The following is a 23,998-nucleotide window of genomic DNA, read 5'->3' as shown; positions in this document are numbered from 1 at the left end:
AGCAATTCGTCGTCCCGGTAGGATTCTTTCCATCGCGATCGCCCACCGCTGCGGTCTTCACTCACAGGAGAGTCCCATGAAACTGTTGCATATCGATTCGAGCATCCTGGGCGACAATTCCGCCTCTCGCCAACTGAGCCGCGAAGTTGTCGAAGCCTGGAAAGCTGCAGACCCAAGCATCGAAGTGGTCTACCGTGACCTGGCCGCCGACGCCATCGCCCACTTCTCGTCCGCCACCCTGATGGCGGCCGGTACTCCGGAAGAAGCACGTGACGCCGCGCAGGCCTTCGAGGCCCAGCTGAGCGCCGAAACCCTGGAAGAATTCCTTGCCGCCGACGCCGTGGTGATTGGCGCACCGATGTACAACTTCAGTGTGCCGACCCAGCTCAAGGCCTGGATCGATCGTGTGGCCGTAGCGGGCAAGACTTTCCGTTACACCGAAGCCGGCCCGGAAGGCCTGTGCGGCAACAAGAAAGTGGTGCTGGTCTCTACCGCCGGTGGCCTGCACGCTGGCCAGCCGACCGGCGTCGGCCATGAAGATTTCCTGAAGGTGTTCCTCGGCTTCATCGGCATCACCGACCTGGAAGTCGTCCGCGCCCACGGCCTGGCCTATGGCCCGGAGCACCGTACCCAGGCCATCGACGCCGCCCAGGCGCAGATTGCCAACGAGCTGTTCGCCGCAGCCTGATCCTCTGGCGACAGACAAGCCGGCTGGCGCTCCATGCGCCAGTCGGCTTTTTTTCATCCAGTTTTCATGTGCCGGTGGCCATGCCGGTTCTATGCTGACGCTATCCTGGTGCCTGTTGCGCGATAGCCGACCGATGAACACTCCCCGCTGTTTGCTGGCATTGCTGCTCGGTGGCCTGTTGAGCCAAGCCGAAGGCTCCCCTTGGGTTGCCGGTTTGCACCACATGACCCTGGATGACCCGGTCGATGCCCGGCCGATGCAGGCCTTGGCGTTCTATCCATCCCAGGGTACGCCGCGTAACATCCGCATCGACGGTTACCCCATCGACGTCGCTGAAGAGGCCCCGGTCGCCCTTGGGCAGTTTCCGTTGCTGGTGCTGTCCCACGGCAACACTGGCAGCCCGCTGGCGCTGCATTACCTGGCCACGTCCCTGGCCCGTCAGGGCTTCGTCGTGGTGGCGGTCGTACACCCGGGCGACAATGCCCGCGACCACAGCCGCCTCGGCACGCTGAGCAATCTTTATGGCCGGCCCCTGCAGATCAGCGAGGCCATTACCTCGGCCCGTGAAGACGCGTTGCTTGGCCCTTACCTCAATGATGGCAAGGTCGGTGTGATCGGCTACTCGGCTGGCGGTGAAACAGCGCTGATCCTGTCTGGCGCCCAGCCCGACCTGGATCGCCTGCGCCGCTATTGCCTGGAGCGCCCCGGTGATGCCGATGCCTGCAAGACCCACGGCGTGCTGATTGCCGACCGCAGCGAGCTGGCGCCCAAGGCTGACCCCCGGGTAGGTGCGGTGATGCTGATGGCACCGCTGAGCCTGATGTTTGGCCGCCATGCCCTGGCTGCTGTGAAAGTGCCTGCGCTGATCTACAGCGGCGACAGCGACCAGTTGGTGGCGGTGGACCGCAATGCGGAAGAACTGGCACGCAAACTACCGATCACCCCTGATTACCGTTTGCTGGAGGGGGCCGGGCACTTTGTGTTCATGGCCCGCTGCGACGAGGAGCAGCATGCGCGCATGCCGGTGCTGTGCAAGGACGCCGAGGGTGTCGACCGGCGCCACATCCACCATTCACTGCAACGCGACACGGCCGCGTTCTTCACCCAGGCCCTGGGCGCACCGGAGCCGGCCGAGCGTTCAGCCGCGGCGGCTGCGCCGCGCCAGTAGCAGTGTCAGGCCGACACCGGCCAAGGCCAGCAGGGCTGCGACGCAGAAGATCGAGGCATACCCCAGGTGCACGGCCACCGCGCCCATCAACGGGCCGGCGATGGCCAATGCCATGTCGAAGAACACAGCATAGGCCCCCAGCCCGGCGCCCCGGCTGCTGCTGGGCACTTGCTTGATGGCTTCGACGCCGAGTGCCGGATACACCAGCGACAGGCCGAAGCCGGTCAGGCCGGCACCGACCATTGCCCAGGGCGGCGAGGGGGCCAGCCACAGCAGGCTCAGGCCGATCACTTCGGTGGCCATGCAGGCCATGGCCACGTTGTAGCCGCCGAAGCGGTTGACTGCATTGACGAACAACAGCCGAGAAATGATGAAGCACAGGCCGAAGGCGCTCAGGCACCAGGCGGCGCCAACCCAGCCGCGTTCCAGGTAATAAAGGGTAACGAAGGTGGTCAGTGTGCCATAGCCGATCGACGCCAGGGTCAGCCCCAGGCCGCAGGGCGCGACGCGGCCAAAGGCCGACCAGAAGGGCAACCGTTCACCGCGCGTCACCACCACGTCGGGGCGTTTGCGCAGGACCAGCAACGCCAGCAGCGCCAGTACCAGCAGGGCAGGGCCGAGCAGGCTGAAACCCATGCCAGCGACTGCCAGCACACCGACCGGCGCGCCGATGGCGATAGCCCCGTACGAGGCGATGCCATTCCACGATATCACCCGCGCCGTGTGTTCCGGGCCGACGTGGCTGATACCCCAGCTCAAGGTAGCAACGCCGATCAGCCCTTGGGCCAGCCCTAGCAGCACCCGGCCACCGAGCAGCAGGGCCAGGCTCAGTAGCGGCGCGCTCAACGACCAGGCCGAAAGCAGCGTCAGCACCCCGCAACCGGCGATGCCCAGCAAGCCATAGCCAATGGCCTTCTTACCCCCCAGGGTATCGGCCACGCGACCGGCAAAAGGGCGGCTGAGCAGGGTCGAGAGGTACTGTAGGCCGATGGTCACCCCGGCAACCACCGCGCCGAACCCCAGCTGGTCGTGGACATAGCCGGGCAGCACCGCGATTGGCAGGCCGATGCAGAGGAAGGCAATGAAGGTATAAAAGACGATCGACAGGATCTGCAGGGTAATGCTGAAGGTACTGTTGGCGGGGGCGGGTTGTTGCGCGGTCATGGGCACGTTCGCGGGCGGGCGGTTGGGCGTGCCCTAATCATGGCCGCTGCGCGAAGTAAATGAAAGCATGCTAACGATATATTCGTCGGGAAGTGTCACCCTGTGACATAGACGGCGGCTTCTTCGCTCGTAAACCCGCCCCCACGGGGCCTCCACAGCGCCTGAAGGCAACGAAATCTCCTGTGGGAGCGGGTTTACTCGCGAAGAGGCCGGCCCAGCCACCACAAGGTGATCAGGCCAGCTCAGCTATTTCAGACCACGACACCCTGGCTACGCAGGTAGTCGTCATAAGTCCCGCTGAAGTCCACTACACCATCAGGGCTCAGCTCGATGATACGAGTCGCCAGCGACGACACGAACTCGCGGTCATGGCTGACGAACAGCAGGGTACCCGGGTAGTTTTCCAGCGCCAGGTTCAGCGCTTCGATCGATTCCATGTCGAGGTGGTTGGTCGGTTCGTCCATCACCAGCACGTTCGGCTTCTGCAGGATCAGCTTGCCGAACAGCATGCGGCCTTGCTCACCACCTGAAATCACTTTCACCGACTTGAGGATCTCGTCGTTGGAGAACAGCATGCGCCCCAGGGTGCCGCGGATCACCTGCTCGCCGCTGGTCCACTGGCCCATCCAGTCGAACAGGGTCATGTCCTCTTCGAAATCGTGGGCATGGTCCTGGGCGTAGTAGCCCACCTCGGCGCTGTCGGTCCACTTTACCGAACCTGCATCCGGGGTCATCTCGCCGACCAGGGTGCGCAGCAGGGTGGTCTTGCCGATACCGTTGGGGCCAATGATCGCCACGCGCTCGCCCGCTTCGACGGTGATGTCGAAGTTCTTGAACAGCACCTTGTCATCGAAGGCTTTGGCCATCTTCTCGACGACCACCGCCTGGCGGTGCAATTTCTTGTTCTGTTCGAAACGAATGAACGGGCTGACACGGCTCGAAGGCTTGACCTCGGCCAACTGGATCTTGTCGATCTGCTTGGCACGCGAAGTGGCCTGCTTGGCTTTGGAGGCGTTGGCCGAGAAGCGGCTCACGAAGGTCTGCAGTTCGGCGATCTGGGCTTTCTTCTTGGCGTTGTCCGCAAGCAACTGCTCGCGCGACTGGGTGGCGGCCGTCATGTACTCGTCGTAGTTGCCCGGGAACAGGCGCAGCTCACCGTAGTCCAGGTCGGCCATGTGCGTGCACACGCTGTTGAGGAAGTGCCGGTCGTGGGAAATGATGATCATGGTGCTGTTACGCGCCGTGAGAATGTTTTCCAGCCAGCGGATGGTGTTGATATCCAGGTGGTTGGTCGGTTCGTCGAGCAGCAGCACGTCCGGGTCCGAGAACAGTGCCTGGGCCAGCAGTACCCGCAGCTTCCAGCCCGGTGCCACTTCGCTCATCGGGCCAAAGTGCTGTTCCAGCGGAATACCCAGGCCGAGCAGCAGTTCACCGGCGCGGGATTCGGCGGTGTAGCCGTCCATTTCGGCGAATTCGGTTTCCAGCTCGGCGACGGCCATGCCGTCCTCTTCGGTCATTTCCGGCAGCGAGTAGATGCGGTCGCGTTCTGCCTTGACCTTCCACAGCTGGCCGTGGCCCATGATCACGGTGTCGATCACGGTGAATTCTTCGTAGGCGAACTGGTCCTGGCGCAGTTTACCCAGGCGGGTGTTCGGCTCGAGCATGACCTGGCCACCGGACGGCTCCAGGTCGCCGCCGAGGATCTTCATGAAGGTCGACTTGCCGCAACCGTTGGCACCAATCAGGCCATAGCGGTTGCCGTTGTTGAATTTGACCGAAACGTTTTCGAACAGCGGCTTGGAGCCGAACTGCATGGTGATGTTGGCGGTGGAGATCAAAGGGCTTACCTATCAGTAACTTACGACGCTGGATTTTCAGCTGATACCGATTTGATACCAATCTTGAGTTTTTCCAGCTCGCTCCAGTCGGAGCTTGAGTTGAGCCAACGGGCATACGTCGACAGCAGCATCTGCACGCTGTGACCCAGCTGTTGGGCGATAAATGCGGGGTTGAGGCCGGACATTAAGCATATTGTCGCATAGGTGTGACGGCAGTTGTATGGGGGGCGACGCCTGATCCCCAAATCGTTCAGCAGTACCAAACGGTCCCTCCCAGCCGACAGCCTCGAGGTAAAGGTGAGAGCGCTCCTGGCCGAGCGGCGACAGCGTATCGGATATGAGAAAGAGCTTGAGGCAGCAGCCAGCGCTTGCCGCTGCTTGCTCAGCAGCTTGAATGAAGTCGAATGGCAGGCCTGGCTTGCGAAGCGACGCCTGACCGGCGTGCACCGCAGATGCAACAAAGCCCGGCACAATCACCGGGCTTGAAGGTAGGGCTCTGGTCTATTCCTGGAGAGGTATCGGTTCAGCCGCGGTAGCGTCCCGGCTTGTGCCAGCGGATCAGCACCAGATTCATTGCGACGGTGCCCACCGCCGACCAGGCCATTTTGTCTGCTGGCAGGTAGAAGGCTGCGATCAGAAACAGCGCCGCATCGCAAACGAGCTGCGCCACGCCGGCGTTAATGCCGAATTTCCGCTGTAACCAGAGAACCATAGAGCCGGTGCCGCCCATAGATGCGTTATGCCTGGCCAGGCAGAGAATGCCCATTCCCAGAAGCGTACCGCCGAGCGCCCAGCCAATCGCCGGGTCGATGCCGGCAACGTTCAACGCCGGGGTAACCAGCTTTACACCCAAACCCAGGGCGAAGCTGACCAGAACGCTTTTCAGGGTGAAGTTCCGGCCCATGGTGAACAATGCGAACAGCAGGAACGGCACGTTGATGGCCGGCACCAGGACCGAAGGCGGGTAGGGGGTGACGAACGACGCCAGCAGCGCCATGCCAGCAATGCCGCCAGTGATCAGCCCACTTTTGCCCAAGATGGCGATACCGGTCGCAGCCAGGGCGATGCCAGTAAACAGCCCATAAGCGTCATCCAGAGCGCTGTGGCGCGGGTAGGTCGCCGCCTCACAGCTCATATGGCGCCTCCAATAGGACGGTGCCGCGATGGCGCAGGCCGTCTACAGGGGTAATGCGAGCAACCTCTACACCGTGGCGGACAATAACCACCTCGGTTCCATAGATCACTTGTTCAAGGATGAACTCAAGGCTTGATTGAGCCTCGGGCAGGTCATATTTCACCTGATGCATGAAGGTTTTCCTTTTGGGATTGGTATTGCACGAGGAAGGCGGATACGCCTCTTGCTGCGCGGCCGGGTAGGCGCAACGCTCGGCAATATAATGATTCTCCTGACCAGAAATGTGCTTTCGAAATGTGCGTGGTTTTCGGCTATGTGCGAATAGAAATTACGATGATCACAGGGCTAGAGAATAATTTATGCTCTCGGCATCCTGTAGTGATCTTGCCTGGGGTGGGACTGGCACAGGTGTGCCTATACCGGCTGTATCAAACGGGGTGTAGATGGGTGATGATTTCCGCTGGTGCCCACTTGCATGAAGAGGGACAGGGTTTTGGACAAGCGGACCTTCATCGGGATGATTGAGGCGGGAGAGCCTCTGCTGAAGGAGGCTCTTGATGCCATGCGCGCAGGATGAAGGGAAACCTGCTGAGTTTGGTGTGAGGGTAGTCTGGCAACCAGGCTACCCTGCTGGCGCCTAGAGTTTGTACTGGATGGTGTAGGACGCATCAGTCCTTGGCTCTATCGTAATTGGAATGCCGAATAGCTTTCCGTGGCATTCACTTACGATACAACGATACACGGCGCCCTGGCGGAGCTGGTCCCACAAGCCTTCGTCATGTATCGAGATACGCAAAACGCGGTTGTTCGGATCCTCCCTGACCAGAGCAACGTGGTGGTCCAGGTCGCAGCCGAAATCCGTAGAAGTCAGCTCTGAATCGTAGCCGATCAGCACGCCGTGTCTTTTCAGATCGTCCCTGATACGCTCAATTACGTCATCTGCTTCTTGTTTTAGCATGATGGTTATCTCGCGGTGCTTTCACTCATCAAAACTCTAGCTGACCCTGCTGATCTTCGCTGTCTTTGGGCGTAATCAACGTTACACCCTCATTCCTGACATTACCTACCGCCTTGCCTACGGGATACCAGCGGAAGTCCGCTGCCGGCCTGCACCCCTGTTCCACGATTGCCGAAGCCCGCTGCGCTGATGTAGTCGGGTCGAGCCATTCCTGGGCAAGCTCAGGGCGCAACACCAAGGGTTTTCTGTCGTGGATATCGATCAGTCCTTGGTCTGCGGCTGCTGTGATGATCACAAACCCATCGCGCTCATCCGCCTCAATGTTCCCGTGCACTTCGGCGAGCGCTGCGAAGTAGAGCGGCCCTCCGTCAGCGCTGGTGATGTAATAAGGCTGCTTGCGCTTAGGGTCGGCCGGATCCGGTATCCATTCAAACCAGCCGTTGGCCGGCGCCAAAGCTCGCCCCTCTGGCCACAGCCCACTGAAAAACTTGCCCGTCACCACTGTCTCGGCCCGTGCATTGATCGGATCGGGGCGCTTCCCCTTCGCCCAGAATGGCGACCATCCCCACTTCACCCGGTCCACGATCAACCCATCCCCGACCTGGCGAATGATCTCGACTCGGGTCGACGGCGCTACGTTGTAGCGATTGATCGCCTCATGGTCATAGCCATTGATCACCACCAGGTCCAGCGATAGCTGGCGTAGGTAATGATCCATCGACTCGTAGATCGAATATCGTCCACACATGGCTGACCTCTCGCCTGTCAGAAATATCGCTGCCCAGATTGACCGGAGGAACGATGCCAGATTTACTGTATATGCATACAGCTTGCATTGGACCTTCCATCATGACCATCACTTTCTTGGGTACGCCAACCGGCGGCACCGAACCGTTACCGCTTTACTCGTTTCATGTCCCAGCCGGTTTTCCTTCGCCTGCGGCAGACCATCTGGAAGGCCATATTTCCCTGGATGAGCTATTCGACCTCCGCGCGCCCCATGTGTATCTGGTTAAAGTGGAGGGCGACAGCATGCAAGGGGCAGGGATCTACTCGGGTGACATCGTAATTGTCGACCGCGGTCGTGAGGCAGAGCATGGGGACATTGTCATCGCAGCGGTCAACAGCGAGCCTGTCTGCAAGCGTCTGCACCGCCGCGATGGCGTGGTAATCCTCAAATCGGAGAATCCAGCATACCCGCCGCGGTACATCATGGAGGGTGATGAACTCGTCGTTTGGGGCGTTGTGCGCTACAGCGTTCGTGATCATGCGCAGTGACCAAGTGTTCGCGCTGATCGACTGCAACTCGTTCTATGCGAGCTGTGAGCGCGTGTTCCGGCCTGACTTGGCCAAGACGCCGATTGTCGTATTGAGCAACAACGACGGCTGCGTGATCGCCAGGTCATACGACGCGAAGCCCTTCGTGAAGATGGGGGAGCCGTATTTTCAGGCGAAGGAGAAGCTCCGCCGCCACGGGATCATAGCCTTCAGCAGTAATTACGCGTTGTATGGTGACATGAGTGAACGCGTAATGAGCTTGATCGAGTCGATGGTACCGGCGACACAGGTCTACAGCATCGACGAGTGTTTCGCTGACCTCTCTGGCATTCAGGAAAACCTGACGCAGTTCGGGCGGAAGCTGCGCTCGAGGATTTTTCAATGCACGGGCATCCCGGTGGGGGTGGGCATCGCTGGCACCAAGACGCTCGCGAAGTTGGCCAACCATACGGCCAAGCGGTTGCAAGCGCAGACTGGCGGTGTGGTCGACATCACTGATCCGTTCAAGCGCGATTGGGTGCTGCGCAACAGCCAGGTGAAAGAGGTATGGGGCGTAGGCCGACGTATGGCTGCCCACCTTGAGGCGATGGGGATTCACACGGCGATGGACCTGGCCAAGGCTGATGCCTGGACGCTGCGCCAGAAATTCAGTGTGGTGGTCGAGAAGACTGCTCGCGAATTGGCTGGCACAGCGTGCCTGGACCTGGACGAGGCGCAACCCCCGAAACAGGAGATCTGCTGCAGCCGGATGTTCGGCAAGCGCCTCACTGAGCTGGCGCCCATCAAGCAGGCGGTGGCTACCTATGTTGGTCGGGCCGCAGAAAAGCTTCGGGCCCAGGGCTCAGTGTGTAAACGCATGCGCGTGAGCATCCGCACCGGCATGTTCAATCCAGGTGAAGCGCATCACGCTCAGGGGGCTCTGGTTGAGCTTCCATATCCCACTTGCGACACGCTGATGATGACGCGACTGGCCACCGAGGCGGTCGGGCAGATCTTTAGGCCAGGATTTCGCTACAGCAAGGCCGAGGTACTGCTGATGGACCTGCGGCAACCAGGTGAGTTTTCAGAGGATTTGTTCGCGCTCAAGCAATCGGTGGCATGTGACCGGCTGATGCAAGTGATGGATGGCATCAACGAGCGCTGGGGGAGGGGGACAATGCGAGCCGCCAGCGTGCCTGCGACACCGGACTGGGGGATGAGACGGGAAATGATGAGCCAATCCTATACGACACGGATCGATCAGCTGTGGACCGTCAAGTGCTGAATCTTCCTGGCGCGTGGCTAGACGAGTTGAATGACCAGACGGCACTTCGAGCAGACCCGGATGGTCGTGCGCTGGTCCTGAGTGAAATGGCACACGCGGCACATCGCCGACGGGATGTCGGTGATGAAGACCTTGTAGAGATGCTCGAATTCGCTGAGGCCGCCAGATTATGGGCGTTGACCGAGACAGAGTTCGCCTGATATTGGTCGATGACGATCACTCGCGAAAGGCTGCTTTCGACCCAGAGCCGCCATTCACGAAGGGCCGCAATCGGCCAAAAGCAGACGGTCACAACCGCTAGAAGCTAATCGCCTGCTTGTTTCAAGACGAAAGAAAAAAGCTCAGCCAAGTACGACTGGATCTGGCCCCAGTCGCTGCTCTCTGTCGAGAGCGGCAATTGCCCCTATCTCATCGTCAGACAATTCGAAGTCGAACACGCGGTAGTTTTCTCGGATGCGAGCTTCCGTGACCGACTTAGGAATGACCACTAGGCCGAGCTGCAGATGCCAGCGGATGATTACCTGAGAGCACGTGCGGTCATGCTTCGCAGCAATTTCGCGTACTAGCGGATCATCGATTGCTTTCCCCTGCGCCAAGGGGCTCCAGGACTCGGTGCGAATTCCGAGTTCGGCGTTGCTCCGGCGTAGGTCAGCCTGCTGGAAGTATGGGTGCAGCTCGATTTGGTTCAGGACTGGGGCGACTCCTGTGTCCTCAATTAGTTGCTTCAGATGATCTGGGTTGAAGTTCGAGACGCCAATGGAGCGAGCCTTGCCTTGCATCTTGGCCTCGATCATCGCCTTCCAGGTATCAAGGAATAGCCCTTTCGCCGGCGCCGGCCAGTGAATGAGCAGCAAGTCTACGTATTCCAGCTTGAGCCGAGCCAGGCTCTCGTCCAGAGCTTTGCCAGAGGCTTCAAACCCCTGGTCAGCGTTCCAGATTTTTGTGGTTACGAAGACCCTCTCACGGTCGACACCGGAGTCACGCAGGCCTGCTCCGACACCTTCCTCGTTCTCATAGATCGAGGCGGTATCAATGTGGCGGTATCCGATCTGTAGCGCTTGGCTGACAGCTGTACGGGCTTGCTCTTGGCTCGCTTGCCAGACGCCCAGTCCCAATTGAGGAATCAGGTTCCCGTCGGACAGCTCGATCATAGGTTGGTGGTTCGTCATGGTTACCTCACCAGGGATTAACAAAACAGATTGGAAGCAGCGGAGTGCCCTTTGATCTATGGGATCAGCTTGGCTGCGATGTGGTTCTTGCCGCACTTTCCACCATCACGGAAATGGCCATCGCCACGATGCCCAGGAGCGCAAGCAGGGCTCCAACCCAGCCCGTTGATGCCCAGCCCAGGCCCATGGCGATAGACATCCCGCCGAGGCTCGCCCCCATTGCGTTGGAAATATTGAAGGCGCTGTGGTTGAGGGCGGCCGCAAGTGTTTGTGCGGGCCCGGCGACATTCATCAAGCGCACCTGTAGAGCAGGTACCAGAGCGAAGCCACAGCCCACCAGGAACAGGACTGCGAGCGTCCCAACCTTCGACGGAGCGAACAGGGAGAACAGTGTGAGGAAAATCACGTTCCACACCATGATGGCGAAGATGGCTCGGATCAGGCCTCGGTCCGCTAACCAGCCGCCAACCAGGTTGCCGGAGATCATGCCGATACCCCAGAAGGCCAGCACCATCGGCACCTGGTTGATCGAGAAGCCAGTCATCTCGGTCAGCGTTGGCGTGATGTAGCTGTACACCGCGAACATGCCACCGAACCCGATCGAGGCAGTCGCTAGCGTCAGCCATATCAATGGGCGCATGAGCCCACTCAGCTCGGCCCTAGGACTGGCGTTCGGATCACGCGGTACCGACGGGACGTACAGCCAGAACAAGAGCATTGTGGCGATACCAGCTACAGCGAGTGATCCAAACGCTGCTCTCCAGCCGAAGGTCTGACCTATCCAGGTCGCCGCGGGCACACCTATCACGTTGGCGGCCGCAAGACCGGCCATTACATATCCAGCCGCTTGCGCCTTTCGCCCTTCACCCACCATGGCGGCAGCAACCAGGCAGGCAACGCCGTAGTAAGCGCCATGAGGTAGGCCTGCCAGAAAGCGTGCGCCCAGCAGACTGAAGTGGTCCCATGCAACAGCACTGGCGGCGTAGCCAATGGCGAATAGTGCTATGAGGGCAATCAAAAGGGCTTTTCGAGACGAGCGTGCTGCCAGGATCGCGATCAGCGGAGCGCCAATCACAACCCCCAGCGCATACGCGCTGATGTAGCTGCCTGCCGTTGGTATAGACACCCCGGTGCTTTCGGCCAGGCCGGGCAAAAGGCTCATCGAAACGAACTCACCGGTACCGATGAAAAGGCCTCCAAGCCCGAGGGTGACTATCGCAGTTGCTACGCCATGCGGGGCGTGAATTTCTGAACTGACTGAGGTGCGCGGTGAAGCGCTGGATATCGAGGCCATGGAAATTCTCGGAAAAAAGATGCCCACACCTGCAGAGGGTGGGCAGTGCAAAGGAGCAGTAAGAGGTTGCTGCGCTGCAGCGCACTTCGATGGGGTTACTGCGGCGGGGCCTCATCAGCGATGTACGCGTTGAACTGCTCGCGGTACGCGGGATGCCAACGAGATAAGGCAGGCCGGTTTTGGATAAGGTCGTCTGCGCTCCACTGCATGCGTCGCTGATCCACCTCGCGACTGACTTCGTTGTCCTCGCAGAAGATATAGAAGTCGCTACGAGCCAGGCCCTCTAACAAGCGATCAACGACCTGATCGGCTGTCCATGGCGCGTTGGGTTTTGCGGAGCCGGCCGCCATGCCCGGAAAATTCATCGGTGTGAACGTGTAGCCGGGAATCAGTAAATGGGCCGATACGCGGCCATCGGTACGCTCGCGCAGCTCATGTTCAAGGTGCTCGGTCAGCACCTTCACTGCGACCTTCGAAACGGAGTAGGCGGTGTTTCCTGGAGGGGTGGTAATTCCCTCCTTGGAGCCAACATTCACAATTGCGGCAGGGTAGTCTTGGGTGAGCAGGTAATCGACGAACAGCTGCTGGACTGCCAGGACCGCCCAGAAGTTGACCTCCATCGTCTTACGCCACTGTTCCTGGTCGTTCCAGGGACCAGCCCCTTTGAGGATGGCGGCATTGTTGACCACGAAAGACACTTCGCCGAACTCTCGGGCCACAGTAAACAGTTTCTGCAATGCGCTTGGAGACGTTACATCCCCAGTGGCGGTGGCCACCTGAGCATTTGCATTCTTGCCATACAGCGACAGTACTGCAGTGTCGAGTGCGGTCTGGTCCTTATCGAATAGGACAACCTTCATCCCCAACTGGGACAGGCGACTAGCAATTGCATAGCCGATCCCGACTGCAGCCCCGGTGATGACCGCAACTCTGTTCTGGCGGATAGCTTGATGACCCATGTGGAATCTCCTGGATTGGAATTAGGTGGACGAATCCACACGAAGAATGAGTTCGGTGATCTCAGCTGGCACGCCGAGACGTATGGGGAATCCACTCCAGAGACCCGCTCCATTGCTCGTGTAGAGAGTCATCGCACCCACCTGGTAGGCGCCGGAGATGAAACCTTCGTTGGCGTAGCGGCCTACCTGATCCAGTCCTTTGATCATTCCACCGTGGGTGTGACCGGAGAGCTGCAGTGCTACGCCTGCTTGGGCGGAGCGATCTGCACCGGATGGTCGATGCTTGAGGAGGATGATGGGTGCACTTTGTGGCACTCCCCTAAGCGAGGCATTCAGGTTCGGCCCAGCCATCCCGAATTGAGCGGCGGCTTCGTCAGTGACACCGGCTATGACCAGCGACTCGGTGCTTGCTCCAATCACTATGTGCTCGTTCAGCAGCATCTGCATTCCGAGGCGCTCGAACTCGGCGCGCCACTGTGGCTCGTTGAAGTAGTACTCGTGATTGCCAGGAATGCCGATGATGCCGAGGCGAGCCTTCAGTCTTGCCAGGGGAGCTACATCGAGCTGTCGATCAATGGTTGTCCCATCAATTAGATCGCCGGTGATCAGAATCAGGTCGGGGTTGAGTGCATTGGTACGGGAAACTACCGCATCTACCCAAGGCAGCTGGAAGAGTTTGCTGATGTGCAGATCTGTCAACTGCACCACACGCAAGCCATCCATCGCCTGTGGCAGACTCTTGATCCTGACTTCCACAGTGCGAACACCTGGCACCTGCGCCGCTTGGTACACGCCAAATGCCGACAGAAGAAGGGCAAATGCTGCGGTCAGGTATCGACTGCTCGGCCCTACCAGTTTTTTGGCTGCACGTATCCGCAGGACTGACAGAGCGCCGTTGACCAGATCTGCCAGTACCACGAAGACGAACAGCAAAACGAACGAGCAGAACGCCCAGCCGGCTACCAACACTGCCCACCGTGGCATCTCGGGCGAGAACATGGTCCCGAATACCCAGATCTGAATCAGGTGGTACTTCGATACCACGAGCAGGACGGTAGCCAGGGCAGTACGTCCGCCCTTCGAGATTGGAAGCGGGAGAATGAATCGCCACAGGACGTATAGGTACGCAAGGCCAAGATAGACGTGAAACACGGGAAAGCTCTTCTAGGGATGGCGGACTAAGATCAACTATCGTTGAATTTCTTTAATGTTAAACTCTAAGGGAAGTCGCTTTGTTTAGGCGTTATCCATGAATCATTGAGAATTTCTCAACACTAGGTTGCCCCGATGCCAGTACTCCCGACCACAAAGCTGTCACGAGCTGACTTAGCCGATCTGAATTCCTTTCTTGCTGTGGAGAGTCATCGCAGCTTCTCCAAGGCTGCCGTTGAACTGGGTATCACCACGTCCGCGCTCAGTCATTCCATTCGAAATCTGGAGACCCGTCTGGGAGTAAGGCTGCTCAACAGAACCAGCCGAACAGTTTCTCCGACAGACGCTGGCGCAAGCTTGGCGAAGCGTCTGGCTGTCGGTTTTCAGGAGATTGGAGGGGCGCTGGCGGAAGTAGATCGGCATCGCGACCGTCCTGCAGGTCGCCTGCGTATCAACGTCCTCAGTGACGGCGCTCGGCTGCTCTTCAATCGGTGGCTGCCGAAGTACCTGGAGGCCTATCCGGATGTATCAGTCGAGGTCGCAGTAGAGGACCGGATGGTGGACATCCTGGCCGCCGGATTTGATGCGGGCATCAGGTATGGTGGGACGATCGCTGAAGACTTTATTGCTGTGCCCATCAGTGACCGGCTGCGCTGGGTTGCCGCGGCATCGCCTCGCTACCTCAACAGGACAGCGAGGATCGTGGTGCCGGAGGATCTGAAGAACCATAACTGCATTCAGATTCGGACCGGCCAAGGCGTCATCTATCGCTGGGACTTCGAGAAGGAAGGCGACCACCGAGTGATTGAGGTGCCTGGCCAGCTTTGTGTGAACGAAACCGAGTTTGGCATTCAGATGGCGCTATCGGACCGAGGCATTACATACTGCCCGGAGGAGCGCATCGCAGATTACATCTCGCGGGGAGAGCTCCAGGTCGTACTGCCTGACTGGGCGCCCATTGAACCAGCATTCCACATCTACTACCCAGGCCGCCGGCAAATGCCTCCAGGCCTGCGGGAGTTAATAGACCTGCTTCGCACCGACTCAGCTACCTGGTAGCTAGTAGCTCGGTGCTCGCCAACAGGCGGGGGGTCATCAATACTTGAGAGTCCCCAAGGACTTTGCCTACGTCCGCTTTTGCCCGATCGCTGTCTTCCCCAAAGGGCAGCTTTGGGTCCAGGCTGTGTGAAAACGCACGTGATTGTCTAACCTTCTGATCGTCGAGATCGTGGCGGGGACGATCATGAAGCGATTCATTGAAGGTGAAGCCCGGACGCAAGTCACGCTGCTGCCGGAGTGCCTGGATGATTACATCACCGAAGAAAACCCTGTTCGGGTGATTGACGTTTTCGTCGATGAACTCGACCTCGGAGCGCTCGGGTTCGAGGGTGTCGATCCGGCTGCAACGGGTCGTCCGGCCTACCATCCAGCAGTCCTGCTGAAAATCTACATCTATGGCTACCTCAACCGGATTCAGTCCAGCCGCCGGCTTGAGCGCGAGGCAGAGCGCAATGTCGAGCTGATGTGGCTAACGGGCCGGTTGGCTCCCGACTTCAAAACGATTGCCGACTTTCGGCGAGACAACGGCAAAGCCATTCGCAGCGTCTGCCGGCAATTCGTAGTGCTTTGCCGCAACCTCAATCTTTTCTCCCAGTCGATCATTGCCATCGACGGCAGCAAATTCAAAGCCGTAAATAACCGCGACCGCAACTTTACCCAGGGCAAGATCAAGGCGCGCATGCAGCAGATCGAGCAGAGCATCAACCGCTATCTTGCGGCGATGGATTCGGCGGATCGGACAGCGCCCGAGGTCGCCCAGGCCAAGGCTGAACGGCTGAGCGAAAAAATAGAAAAGCTGAAACAGCAGATGACGAAGCTCAAGGACATTGAAGCGCAGCTTCATGCCAGCCCAGATCAGCAAATATCTCTTACCGATCCTGATGCACGCTCAATGGCCACGAGTGGCGGAGGTACTGGCACGGTTGGCTACAACGTACAAACAGCAGTCGATGACAAATACCATCTGATCATTGCTCATGAAGTCACCAATGTTGGCAGTGACCGAACACAGTTGAGCAATATGGCGAACCAGGCACGCGAAGAGATCGGTGCTGAGTCGCTGACAGTGGTCGCCGACCGAGGCAATTACAAAGGTCCGGAGATCCTTGCTTGCGAGCAGGCCGGGATCACCACTTTTGTCCCGAAGCCGCTGACATCAAGCAGCAAAGCGGAAGGCAGATTCGGCAAGCAGGACTTCATCTACATCGCTGCATCGGATGAATACCGATGCCCTGCGGATCAACTACTGACCCGCAGGCATTCTTCGGTGGAAGACGGCATGTTGCTGCACTCCTACTGGTTCTCTGGCTGCCAAAGTTGCGCCATGCATAAGCAGTGTACGACGGGTAAGGAACGCCGGTTGAAGCGCTGGGAGCATGAAACGGTAGTTGAAGCCGTTCAGATCCGATTGGAGCATGACCCAGGAAAGATGAAGGTACGCCGGCAAACGGTGGAGCACCCCTTCGGAACGCTCAAATACTGGATGGGAAGCACTCACTTCCTGACCAAAACCCTACCGAGGGTAAGCACCGAGATGAGCCTTCACGTGCTTGCTTACAATCTCAAACGAATGATGAGCATCTTCGGCATCGCTGGGCTGATTGAAGCGATCAGGACATGAGTCCACGCGTTCTATGCGTCCGTATACGGCTATCTGGGCCGCTGCCGCGGCCTAGATAGCACAGGTCGCGCCTGGTGCCCGACTGAGGTAGATCTGCATTTAGATCTGCTGAATTTACAGGAGGCCCCAGCTTCTTTCGCTACTCGACGTACTTACTGGCGTTTTCACACAGCCTGGACCCATAGCGGCCATTCGCAACCGTCCGCATGCCACTTTCAGCAACGTTGCGAGCTATCAAATAGGTTGTTGGTAACACCGTAGCGCAGGCTAGTCAGACGCTACAGTAACTTCCATCGCCCAGGAAACGGAAGTATGAGCGTGCTTGATTTACTAAAATGAACTTATTTTCTCGCTATTTTCCTCCCTGTCGATGGCCCCATAGTAGGGCTATTCACACTAGGTAGACAACCCAAAAGGGGCTTCTGGTTTGCTTATTCACGGGGAAACTGCATAAGTATCGCGGCTTGATCACTGTAATCCTCCTGCAGACAGTATTTTTTCACGAGCGTAGCAGCACAACTACTTCCAATGTTGTTTTGGTTACGCTGTGCCCGCAGGCTTTCAAACGTTGCCTGAACAGCTACAAAGTAGGCCGTGTGTCCGTCTACTATGATGCGAGTGCCAAGGTCTGCTAGGCCAGGTGCATCTCGGATCTCGCTGTTACCATAGGTTATGAGCATGATCGGAGTGCTTAGGCCGTCTGCAATAGCTGCAAGACTTTCAAAGTCCTTTACTCCTACGAGGCAAATAGCATCGGCGCCGGAGCTTTCAAATGCCCTGGTTCGTTTAATAACATCTGATAAAGGCTGGGCACCTGCATGTGTGCGGGCGATTATCGCTAGCGACGCATCCACTCTTGATTCTTTAGCTGCGCGTATTTTACCTATCGCTTCATCAATACCTATGAGCTCAACCGGTCGCCCCCCGAAGCGCGCAGGCAGTAATGTATCTTCAATCGTAAGCGCTGCAACGCCAGACCGCTCAAGCTCCGTAACTGTGCGCATCACGTTCAGGGCATTACCATAACCGTGGTCAGCATCGGCAATAATCGGTAATCGGGCTACTCTCCCGATGCGTGCAGCCTGTTCTGCAAATTCGCTCAGCGTAATCAAGGTGACGTCTGGGGCACCTAATACCTGCAGAGATGCCACGGATCCACCTAAAATTCCGGCTTCAAAACCAAGGTCCGCAGCTATGCGCGCCGACAATGGATCAAACACTGAAGCCGTGGTAATACATGCTTGACCTTGAAGTATTCTGCGGAAGTCATTGCGTAATTCATGGTGGGAACGGTTTCGCATGGCGATCTCTTGAAATTATCTAGTGAGGCGTAAATTGAGGCCGTGCTAGGATTGGTGTTGGGTGTTCTGACTTATAGATAAGTGCCTTAACAAGGTTAAAAGATGGGCAGTTTAAGTGTATTCGCTAAACTGCCCCTGCTCGTCACTTGATGAAACGGACTTGGCTATTGATCTTCTCGATGACCGCACCTTTGCGTTCGTTGAAGCGGGCCTTGTTCTGCTCGAACAGGTTGTTGCCCTTGGTGTCGATGGAGATGATCAGAGGCCCGAACTCACGCACCCGGTTGACCCACAGCGTCTCCGGCATGCCCAAATCCTGCCATTCGGCACGCTCGATTTCCTCGACCTGGGTGGCGGCCAGTACTGCGCAGCCCCCGGGGAACACTGCATGTACGGCTTTGTTCTGCAGGCACCCGGTGGTGGTCTCCGGCCCCATCCCGCCCTTGCCCACGATCAGCTTGACACCGGTCTGCTCGATGAACTGCTTCTCGAATTTTTCCATGCGCATGCTGGTGGTCGGGCCGATGGACACCATCTCGAAGCTGCCGTCTTCTTTCTTCTTGACGATTGGGCCAGCGTGGAAAATAGCGCCGCCACGCAGGTCAACAGGCAGCTCGCGGCCCAGCTCGATGAGGCGGCGGTGGGCGACGTCACGGCAGGTCACCAGTTGGCCGGTAAGGTAAACCACATCGCCGACGTTGAGGTTGGCCAGATCTTCGTCGCTGATCGGGGTATTGATGATCTTCTTCACAGTACTACCCCTTCGTGGGAGAGGATGTCATAGGTCAGGTCGGCGTTGATGCGAATTTTGCCGCGGCGGTGTGCCCAGCAACCGGTGGACACTGCCACGCCAATGGTCGAGGGGTGACGCGCCGAAGACTCGATATTCACGCCCATCACGCTGCTGTTGCCGGTCAGGCCCTGCGGGCCGATGCCGATTTCGTTGAGGCCTTCTTCCAGCAGCTTTTCCATCATCGCTGCGCTTTCGTTCGGGTGGCTGGAGTCCACTTCGCGCAGAATGGCCTTCTTCGACAGGCGTGCTGCGGTCTCCACTGAGGTGGAGACACCCACACCTACCAGCAAGGGTGGACAGGCGTTTACCCCACGGGAGGTGATTACATCGAAGACAAACTCAGTCACCCCCTCATAACCTTGGCCTGGCATCAGTACCTTGGCCGAACCCGGCAACGTGCAACCGCCACCGGCCATGTACACGTCGACGATGGCGTAGTCGGCATCGGGGATGATTTCCCAGTCCAGCCACGGGATCTTCGAGCCGGTGTTGGTGCCCGTGTTCTTCTCGATGAAGGTTTCCACCGCGTTATGGCGCAGGGGCCCATGGATAGTGGCTTCCTTGGTCGCATTTTCGAGGATGCCTTCCATTTCACCGAGCAGCGGGAAGCGCGCGCCGGCCGAGATGAAGTACTGGATCACGCCGGTGTCTTGGCAACTGGGGCGGTTGAGCTTGTCGGCGTATTCCTGGTTGTCGGCCATCGAGTCGTACACCGCAATGGCCAGTGGGTTGGTTTCGGCTGCACGCAGCTTGGCCGTTTTTTCCTTCACGTCTTTGGGCAGCCGTTTGCCAATATAGGCAGTGAACTTGGCCAGCGTGTCGGTCAGCGATGAGACGGCTGCTTCTTTATCTAGGGTATCCACGGTTACTTCCTCAGTGCATCACAAGGTGTTTTTTTTCAGGGCTGACGGCAGTGAGTGGAGCCGTCCCCTGTAACGCTTCTTTCTCTGGTTCAGCGCAGGCCTTGCCATCAAGAACCTGGTTCATCCGGTCGCTATCAAGTGCACCCACCCACTTCGCGATGGCCATCGTTCCGACCGCGTTGCCGATGGTGTTGGTGATAGCGCGAGCCTCGGACATGAAACGATCGACGCCGAGCAGCAGCACCATGCCGGCTACCGGAATGTTGTCCATGGTTGCCAAGGTCGCAGCGAGCGTGATGAAGCCTGAGCCAGTTACCCCTGCCGAACCCTTGGAGGTGAGCAGCAGCACGCCGAGTACGATCAGTTGATCCATCAGCGACAAGGGGGTGTTGGTGGCTTGGGCAATGAAGATCGCGGCCATGGTGTAGTAGATGCATTGGCCGTCAGGGTTGAAGGTGAGGCCGGAGGGGATAACCAGGCCGACGACAGGCTTGGACACCCCGACCTTCTCCAGCTTGTTCATCATTTGCGGCACCACCGACTCAGATGAGCTGGTGCCGAGCACGGTGAACAGTTCTTCGCGCAGGTACTTGAGGAACTTCCACAAGCTGAAGCCCGACATCCGCGCGATGCTGCCCAGGATAATCACCACGAACAGGAAGCAAGTCAGGTACATGGTGGCCATCAATTTGCCTAGCGACGCGATTGAGCCCAAACCGTACTTGCCTACGGTGAACGCCATTGCTCCACAGGCTGCCAACGGCGCGACGCGCATGACCAAGCCAACGATGTGGAACATGCCGTGGGAGAACGCCTCCAGCACGTCAACTACCGGCTTGCCGCGTTCGCCGAGATTGGCCAGGGCGATGCCCAGCAAAGCAGAGAAAAGCAGGATCTGCAGGATTTCATTCTTGGCAAAGGCGTCGACTACGCTGCCCGGAATCAGATGCAGCAGGAAGTCGGTGACACCGCCCGTGCCAGTGGCTGCGGCTGAGGTGTAAGTGGAAATTGCCTGGGTGTCGAGGGTGGCCGGGTCGACGTTCATCCCTTGTCCCGGTTGCACCAGATTGACAACAATCAGGCCCAGGACGAGAGCGAAAGTTGACAGTATCTCGAAGTAGATCAGAGCGCGCACACCGACCCGACCCAACTCTTTCATGTTTTCCATCTTGGCGATGCCCAGCACCACCGTCGCGAAGATGATGGGCGCGAACACCATCTTGATCAGCTTGATAAACGCATCACCCAGCGGCTTCATGTCCACGCCGACCTGCGGCCAGAACACGCCTAACAGGATGCCGATCGAGACCCCGATCAGCACCTGCACGTACAACTTACCTACCCATCGCTTGACCATTGCCGTCTCAGAATTATTGTTGTGAGTCGGATTTATGTGGCGACTGGACTACGCAGCGAGAGGAAAACCTCCTCACAGGCTGGCAGCTAATAGCCCAGATTTTTTGTGGTTAATCACGCAGGGCCTAAGGTAATGGTTTTTTCAAAACGGTGTAATACAATGAAATTAAACTCATTGTTTACCTAGAGTTAATTATGAACCCAGTGTCTGAGCTTGCTTTCTTTAGTCAGCTGGTCGGGGCGGGCAGTCTGGCGGCCACCGCTCGCGAGCTGAACCTCACGCCACCTGCAGTGACGAAGCGTCTTGCGCAATTGGAAAAGCGTCTTGGGGTGCGCTTGCTTAATCGGACGACACGCAGCATCAGCCTCACGGCGGAAGGCGAGACCTACCTGGTCAATGCCAAGCGGATCCTTGAGGAAATTGAGGAGATGGAGCGGCAGGTTTCAAGCAGCCGCGCCGAACCGAAGGGGTTGCTGCGGGTGAATGCGCCTCTTGGCTTTGGGCGTACGCATGTAGGGCCGGCAATTTCATCCTTTGCCAAGCGTTACCCTGAAGTGGAGGTCCAGCTGCACCTAAGCGACCGTCCTATCCATCTTCCTGATGACGCGATCGATGTGGCTATTCGTTTCGGTGAGCTACCGGACTCCAGACTGATTGCTCGAAAGATCGCCACCAACCGCCGACGTCTCTGTGCCACACCGGGCTATCTCGACGCCTTCGGCAGACCGGAGTCTGCCCGTGATCTGATGAAACACAAATGCATCGTGTTGCGGCAAAACGATGCGGCATTTGCCACCTGGCGATTGAGTCGAGGTAAGCAAATCGAGTCCATAAAGGTTCATGGTGGCTTGAGTACCAATGACGGCGAGGTCGCTTTGAACTGGGCCTTGGAGGGGCATGGGATACTGATGCGTGCGGAGTGGAACCTGGCTGATCATTTGCGATCCGGACGGCTTGAAGAGGTGCTAGGGGACTATGAAACGCCTCCGGCAGACATCTATGCCGTTTACTTGGAACGCCTGAATTTATCGGCGAAAGTGTCATTTTTCATTGAACACCTCAGAAATTTTTTCAAGAGCAAAGCAGATCAGCAGGCAAATAGTCTTGCTGCCTGGGCGCGTTAATACTGTATCGCACCTGTTGTTGTAGAGCCTCGACTGCTTCAGGCCAGAACTCGCCCTTGGCGAACGTCTGCTTTGGGTCGAAAGCCGTCAGTCGCGACCGGCTGCTCCCGACCCATTGCGGACACTGAGACTCTACGCTGAGGTCTAGACAGCTTGTCATCCTCTAAACGCTCAACCTAGTTATCAGCGTCCACTGTCGAACCTAGGAGTTTGCCGGCAAATCAGCTATCTGTCGTCGCGCTCACTTGCCCCCAAGGTTCGCCCGAGCCCATTGCTCAGCGGTGGTTACTGGAATCGACTGCTGTTCGTTGAAGGTTCCCGATTTAGGCCATGCCACACCTCTGCCCTGTGCGAACACAGCACGGTACTTTTTGATGTGATGGGTAGGGTCTTTCCTCAGCTCATCCATCAGGAACGGAACAGTCCACACGTTAGTTTTGAACGGACGGCCCAGCGCATTTTTGAGGATGTTCGCGACTTGTCCATACGACACCGTGTCGCCTGAGAGATAGACAATCTCGTTGCGGAAGCGAGGTTCGAAGAAGACGATTTCCGCCGTGAGTGCGCCGATGTCGTCTGGTGTGGTGAGCGTCACGCCGTTCTCAAGACTGCCGAGAGCGTTAACGGTGTCATTGTCGAAGTCGACGACCTCAAATACGGGCTCGAAGAGGAAGCTGGTGAACATGCCCGTCGAGATGATTACCCATTCGGTTTCGTCTTGCGCGCGGAGCGCCTCGCGTACATCGAGTTGAGAATCGAAAAGATCTTGGGGGCTGCCCCGACCGATCACTTCGAAATCCACGCCAAACTGCCACGGGAAGTAGCGCTTCACACCCGACCTTAGCGCTGCTGTCGCCAGTTTCATGGGGGTTTCTCGACCCGCGACCATGCCGGCACAGCCTATGACAGTATCGAACCGGGCGAACACTTCAGCTAGCTGTTCAATTGAATCGTTCACCAGATCCGCAGCGACCATTTGAATGCCCAGCCCACGAAGCTCATCGATTTCGGCCTTTTTCTCCGGTATCTGGGTGTTGATGGTCGACTCCCGGAGAAGAACGCTGATTTGGGAACCGGGTGCGCGTTTTGCCACTCGCACGAGATTGCGCAGAACTGGGAGACCAAGTTCCCCGGCGCCGAGAACAAGAATGGATTGAGGGGAAAGCGGGGTTGCTTCGGTCATGATTCCTCCTGAGGCGTGATGCCTATAACATGAGCAAATGCTGGCATGATCAGGCAGTACTCGTAAGAAGGCACACACGTGATACCTAGGAGGAATAGATGACCAATCAGGACGCTCTGAGCCAGGCAGAAGCCATCTGTCAAACGCTCCGAGAAGATGATGATGGCGTCAGGCGGGAAGTCCTCGCTCACGCAGGTAGCCGATGGTCATTGGGCATCCTGCATGCCTTGGGCGTGTATGGCACGATGCGCCACGCCGAGATAAAAAGGCAGATGACTGGGGTGACCCAGCGAATGCTCACCAAGACGCTACGCGCCATGGAGCGGGATGGATTACTGCTTCGACGGGAGTTCGGGGAAATTCCACCGCGCGTTGAATACGAGCTGACGCCGCTCGGTATGGAGCTGTTGGTTCGGATGTCACCCGTTTGGATGTGGGTGGTCGAAAACGCTGAGGAATTCCGCGAGGCGCGTCGCGCTTTCGACAGTCAAGGTGAAAACAAGCCCGCCTGGCAAATCCCCACCCCGGCACTCTTTGATCCAGAGTAATCGATAGCGTTCACCCTCATTTAGATAAGTAGCACTCGATTTGACCTGGCAAAAATCGAACGCATGCCTTTGGTCTACAGCC

Annotated in this window: 23 protein-coding genes and 3 pseudogenes; 10 read left to right on the top strand and 16 right to left on the bottom strand. The window is 58.0% G+C overall.

The genetic code is table 11. The annotated features are described in order from the left end of the window. The first annotated feature begins 76 nt into the window (after nt 1–76). Together APH33_RS18250 and APH33_RS18245 are read left to right on the top strand one after the other, a co-directional pair. The gene (locus APH33_RS18250; protein ID WP_054886498.1) at nt 77–688 is read left to right on the top strand and encodes an FMN-dependent NADH-azoreductase; all 612 of its coding nucleotides are present in this window, start codon (nt 77–79) and stop codon (nt 686–688) included. A 133-nt stretch (nt 689–821) separates the two neighbouring features. Further along, nucleotides 822–1,856 (top strand): dienelactone hydrolase, encoded by a 1,035-nt coding sequence (locus tag APH33_RS18245; protein ID WP_054886497.1) that lies wholly within the window; start codon nt 822–824, stop codon nt 1,854–1,856. Here APH33_RS18245 and APH33_RS18240 read toward each other — a convergent pair. The 3 genes and pseudogenes from APH33_RS18240 to APH33_RS26800 form a co-directional block, all read right to left on the bottom strand. Next, on the bottom strand, nt 1,827–3,020 hold the full coding sequence (locus tag APH33_RS18240; protein WP_054886496.1) for an MFS transporter: 1,194 nt from the start codon (nt 3,018–3,020) through the stop codon (nt 1,827–1,829). The two genes, APH33_RS18245 and APH33_RS18240, sit on opposite strands and share 30 nt — an antisense overlap. 251 nt (nt 3,021–3,271) lie before the next feature. After that, nucleotides 3,272–4,858 (bottom strand): ABC-F family ATPase, encoded by a 1,587-nt coding sequence (locus tag APH33_RS18235; RefSeq protein WP_054886495.1) that lies wholly within the window; start codon nt 4,856–4,858, stop codon nt 3,272–3,274. Between the two features lie 20 nt (nt 4,859–4,878). Continuing rightward, a pseudogene (locus tag APH33_RS26800) lies at nt 4,879–5,112 on the bottom strand (site-specific integrase); the annotation flags it as partial. A gap of 25 nt (nt 5,113–5,137) precedes the next feature. On the opposite strand from APH33_RS26800, the pseudogene APH33_RS27710 reads away from it, so the two are divergent. After that, a pseudogene (locus APH33_RS27710) lies at nt 5,138–5,233 on the top strand (hypothetical protein); the annotation flags it as partial. 148 nt (nt 5,234–5,381) lie between these two features. Here the strand turns inward: APH33_RS27710 and APH33_RS18230 are convergent. The 4 genes from APH33_RS18230 to APH33_RS18215 form a co-directional block, all read right to left on the bottom strand. After that, nucleotides 5,382–5,993 (bottom strand): YitT family protein, encoded by a 612-nt coding sequence (locus APH33_RS18230; RefSeq protein ID WP_054886494.1) that lies wholly within the window; start codon nt 5,991–5,993, stop codon nt 5,382–5,384. Continuing rightward, the gene (locus tag APH33_RS18225) at nt 5,983–6,165 is read right to left on the bottom strand and encodes a type II toxin-antitoxin system Phd/YefM family antitoxin (protein ID WP_054886493.1); all 183 of its coding nucleotides are present in this window, start codon (nt 6,163–6,165) and stop codon (nt 5,983–5,985) included. Before APH33_RS18225 ends, APH33_RS18230 begins: the two co-directional genes overlap by 11 nt. A 465-nt stretch (nt 6,166–6,630) precedes the next feature. Next, nucleotides 6,631–6,951 carry a hypothetical protein gene (locus tag APH33_RS18220; protein ID WP_054886492.1) on the bottom strand — a complete coding sequence of 107 codons (321 nt, stop codon included), beginning with the start codon at nt 6,949–6,951 and terminating at the stop codon, nt 6,631–6,633. A 28-nt stretch (nt 6,952–6,979) separates the two neighbouring features. Continuing rightward, nucleotides 6,980–7,699, bottom strand: a complete 720-nt coding sequence (locus APH33_RS18215) for an SOS response-associated peptidase (protein WP_054886491.1) — start codon at nt 7,697–7,699, stop codon at nt 6,980–6,982. A 101-nt stretch (nt 7,700–7,800) separates the two neighbouring features. Here APH33_RS18215 and APH33_RS18210 point away from each other — a divergent pair, with 101 nt between their 5' ends. The 3 genes and pseudogenes from APH33_RS18210 to APH33_RS27705 all read left to right on the top strand — a co-directional run. Continuing rightward, on the top strand, nt 7,801–8,229 hold the full coding sequence (locus tag APH33_RS18210) for a LexA family transcriptional regulator (protein WP_054886490.1): 429 nt from the start codon (nt 7,801–7,803) through the stop codon (nt 8,227–8,229). Then, nucleotides 8,219–9,493, top strand: a complete 1,275-nt coding sequence (locus tag APH33_RS18205; protein ID WP_054886489.1) for a Y-family DNA polymerase — start codon at nt 8,219–8,221, stop codon at nt 9,491–9,493. The genes APH33_RS18210 and APH33_RS18205 overlap by 11 nt, the downstream gene beginning before the upstream one ends. After that, nucleotides 9,487–9,690, top strand: a pseudogene (locus APH33_RS27705) (hypothetical protein); the annotation flags it as partial. The gene APH33_RS18205 and the pseudogene APH33_RS27705, both read left to right, overlap by 7 nt. A 144-nt stretch (nt 9,691–9,834) precedes the next feature. On the opposite strand, the gene APH33_RS18195 reads toward APH33_RS27705, so the two are convergent. The 4 genes from APH33_RS18195 to APH33_RS18180 form a co-directional block, all read right to left on the bottom strand. Then, the gene (locus APH33_RS18195; protein ID WP_054886487.1) at nt 9,835–10,662 is read right to left on the bottom strand and encodes an aldo/keto reductase; all 828 of its coding nucleotides are present in this window, start codon (nt 10,660–10,662) and stop codon (nt 9,835–9,837) included. Between the two features lie 64 nt (nt 10,663–10,726). After that, entirely contained in the window at nt 10,727–11,956 is a 1,230-nt protein-coding gene (locus APH33_RS18190; protein WP_054886486.1) for an MFS transporter, read from the bottom strand. A 95-nt stretch (nt 11,957–12,051) separates the two neighbouring features. Continuing rightward, nucleotides 12,052–12,915 carry an SDR family oxidoreductase gene (locus APH33_RS18185; protein ID WP_054886485.1) on the bottom strand — a complete coding sequence of 288 codons (864 nt, stop codon included), beginning with the start codon at nt 12,913–12,915 and terminating at the stop codon, nt 12,052–12,054. Between the two features lie 21 nt (nt 12,916–12,936). Then, the gene (locus APH33_RS18180; protein ID WP_054886484.1) at nt 12,937–14,067 is read right to left on the bottom strand and encodes a metallophosphoesterase; all 1,131 of its coding nucleotides are present in this window, start codon (nt 14,065–14,067) and stop codon (nt 12,937–12,939) included. 135 nt (nt 14,068–14,202) lie between these two features. Between APH33_RS18180 and APH33_RS18175 the strand changes: the two genes are divergently transcribed. Beyond that, the gene (locus APH33_RS18175) at nt 14,203–15,126 is read left to right on the top strand and encodes a LysR family transcriptional regulator (RefSeq protein WP_054886483.1); all 924 of its coding nucleotides are present in this window, start codon (nt 14,203–14,205) and stop codon (nt 15,124–15,126) included. A gap of 184 nt (nt 15,127–15,310) precedes the next feature. Beyond that, nucleotides 15,311–16,747, top strand: a complete 1,437-nt coding sequence (locus APH33_RS18170; RefSeq protein WP_054886519.1) for an IS1182 family transposase — start codon at nt 15,311–15,313, stop codon at nt 16,745–16,747. Nucleotides 16,748–17,178: 431 nt separating this feature from the next. On the opposite strand, the gene APH33_RS26790 is transcribed toward APH33_RS18170, so the two are convergent. The 4 genes from APH33_RS26790 to APH33_RS18155 all read right to left on the bottom strand — a co-directional run bounded on the left by APH33_RS26790 (nt 17,179) and on the right by APH33_RS18155 (nt 21,061). Next, nucleotides 17,179–18,048: an oxaloacetate decarboxylase gene (locus tag APH33_RS26790; protein WP_082433643.1), complete on the bottom strand. Its 870-nt coding sequence runs from the start codon at nt 18,046–18,048 to the stop codon at nt 17,179–17,181. A gap of 142 nt (nt 18,049–18,190) precedes the next feature. Then, the gene (gene ttdB, locus APH33_RS18165; RefSeq protein WP_054886482.1) at nt 18,191–18,799 is read right to left on the bottom strand and encodes a L(+)-tartrate dehydratase subunit beta; all 609 of its coding nucleotides are present in this window, start codon (nt 18,797–18,799) and stop codon (nt 18,191–18,193) included. Beyond that, entirely contained in the window at nt 18,796–19,704 is a 909-nt protein-coding gene (gene ttdA / locus APH33_RS18160) for a L(+)-tartrate dehydratase subunit alpha (protein ID WP_082433642.1), read from the bottom strand. Before ttdA ends, ttdB begins: the two co-directional genes overlap by 4 nt. Nucleotides 19,705–19,714: 10 nt before the next feature. Continuing rightward, nucleotides 19,715–21,061 carry a dicarboxylate/amino acid:cation symporter gene (locus APH33_RS18155; protein ID WP_054886481.1) on the bottom strand — a complete coding sequence of 449 codons (1,347 nt, stop codon included), beginning with the start codon at nt 21,059–21,061 and terminating at the stop codon, nt 19,715–19,717. A 194-nt stretch (nt 21,062–21,255) separates the two neighbouring features. On the opposite strand from APH33_RS18155, the gene APH33_RS18150 reads away from it, so the two are divergent. Next, complete coding sequence (locus APH33_RS18150) at nt 21,256–22,185, top strand: LysR substrate-binding domain-containing protein (RefSeq protein ID WP_054886480.1); 930 nt, start codon at nt 21,256–21,258, stop codon at nt 22,183–22,185. A gap of 241 nt (nt 22,186–22,426) precedes the next feature. On the opposite strand, the gene APH33_RS18145 is transcribed toward APH33_RS18150, so the two are convergent. Next, nucleotides 22,427–23,368: an aromatic alcohol reductase gene (locus APH33_RS18145; protein ID WP_054886479.1), complete on the bottom strand. Its 942-nt coding sequence runs from the start codon at nt 23,366–23,368 to the stop codon at nt 22,427–22,429. 98 nt (nt 23,369–23,466) lie between these two features. Here APH33_RS18145 and APH33_RS18140 point away from each other — a divergent pair, with 98 nt between their 5' ends. Continuing rightward, on the top strand, nt 23,467–23,916 hold the full coding sequence (locus tag APH33_RS18140) for a helix-turn-helix domain-containing protein (protein WP_054886478.1): 450 nt from the start codon (nt 23,467–23,469) through the stop codon (nt 23,914–23,916). Nucleotides 23,917–23,998: the final 82 nt, after the last annotated feature.

This window comes from Pseudomonas sp. NBRC 111130, assembly GCF_001320485.1.
GTDB classification, from domain to species: Bacteria; Pseudomonadota; Gammaproteobacteria; order Pseudomonadales; family Pseudomonadaceae; genus Aquipseudomonas; species Aquipseudomonas vlassakiae.
The sequence above is the reverse complement of the archived record's forward strand: the minus strand, read 5'-3'. Positions and strand labels throughout refer to the sequence as shown.

Bases quoted from the DNA above. Each gene is read 5' to 3' on its own strand.
- APH33_RS18250 (WP_054886498.1), top strand. From the start codon at position 77: ATGAAACTGTTGCATATCGATTCGAGCATCCTGGGCGACAATTCCGCC.
- APH33_RS18215 (WP_054886491.1), bottom strand. From the start codon at position 7,699: ATGTGTGGACGATATTCGATCTACGAGTCGATGGATCATTACCTACGC.
- APH33_RS18185 (WP_054886485.1), bottom strand. From the start codon at position 12,915: ATGGGTCATCAAGCTATCCGCCAGAACAGAGTTGCGGTCATCACCGGG.
- APH33_RS26790 (WP_082433643.1), bottom strand. From the start codon at position 18,048: ATGCGAAACCGTTCCCACCATGAATTACGCAATGACTTCCGCAGAATA.
- APH33_RS18175 (WP_054886483.1), top strand. From the start codon at position 14,203: ATGCCAGTACTCCCGACCACAAAGCTGTCACGAGCTGACTTAGCCGAT.
- APH33_RS18190 (WP_054886486.1), bottom strand. From the start codon at position 11,956: ATGGCCTCGATATCCAGCGCTTCACCGCGCACCTCAGTCAGTTCAGAA.
- APH33_RS18220 (WP_054886492.1), bottom strand. From the start codon at position 6,951: ATGCTAAAACAAGAAGCAGATGACGTAATTGAGCGTATCAGGGACGAT.
- APH33_RS18140 (WP_054886478.1), top strand. From the start codon at position 23,467: ATGACCAATCAGGACGCTCTGAGCCAGGCAGAAGCCATCTGTCAAACG.
- APH33_RS18150 (WP_054886480.1), top strand. From the start codon at position 21,256: ATGAACCCAGTGTCTGAGCTTGCTTTCTTTAGTCAGCTGGTCGGGGCG.
- APH33_RS18205 (WP_054886489.1), top strand. From the start codon at position 8,219: ATGCGCAGTGACCAAGTGTTCGCGCTGATCGACTGCAACTCGTTCTAT.
- APH33_RS18145 (WP_054886479.1), bottom strand. From the start codon at position 23,368: ATGACCGAAGCAACCCCGCTTTCCCCTCAATCCATTCTTGTTCTCGGC.
- APH33_RS18225 (WP_054886493.1), bottom strand. From the start codon at position 6,165: ATGCATCAGGTGAAATATGACCTGCCCGAGGCTCAATCAAGCCTTGAG.
- APH33_RS18155 (WP_054886481.1), bottom strand. From the start codon at position 21,061: ATGGTCAAGCGATGGGTAGGTAAGTTGTACGTGCAGGTGCTGATCGGG.
- APH33_RS18245 (WP_054886497.1), top strand. From the start codon at position 822: ATGAACACTCCCCGCTGTTTGCTGGCATTGCTGCTCGGTGGCCTGTTG.
- APH33_RS18230 (WP_054886494.1), bottom strand. From the start codon at position 5,993: ATGAGCTGTGAGGCGGCGACCTACCCGCGCCACAGCGCTCTGGATGAC.
- APH33_RS18195 (WP_054886487.1), bottom strand. From the start codon at position 10,662: ATGACGAACCACCAACCTATGATCGAGCTGTCCGACGGGAACCTGATT.
- APH33_RS18210 (WP_054886490.1), top strand. From the start codon at position 7,801: ATGACCATCACTTTCTTGGGTACGCCAACCGGCGGCACCGAACCGTTA.
- APH33_RS18170 (WP_054886519.1), top strand. From the start codon at position 15,311: ATGAAGCGATTCATTGAAGGTGAAGCCCGGACGCAAGTCACGCTGCTG.
- APH33_RS18240 (WP_054886496.1), bottom strand. From the start codon at position 3,020: ATGACCGCGCAACAACCCGCCCCCGCCAACAGTACCTTCAGCATTACC.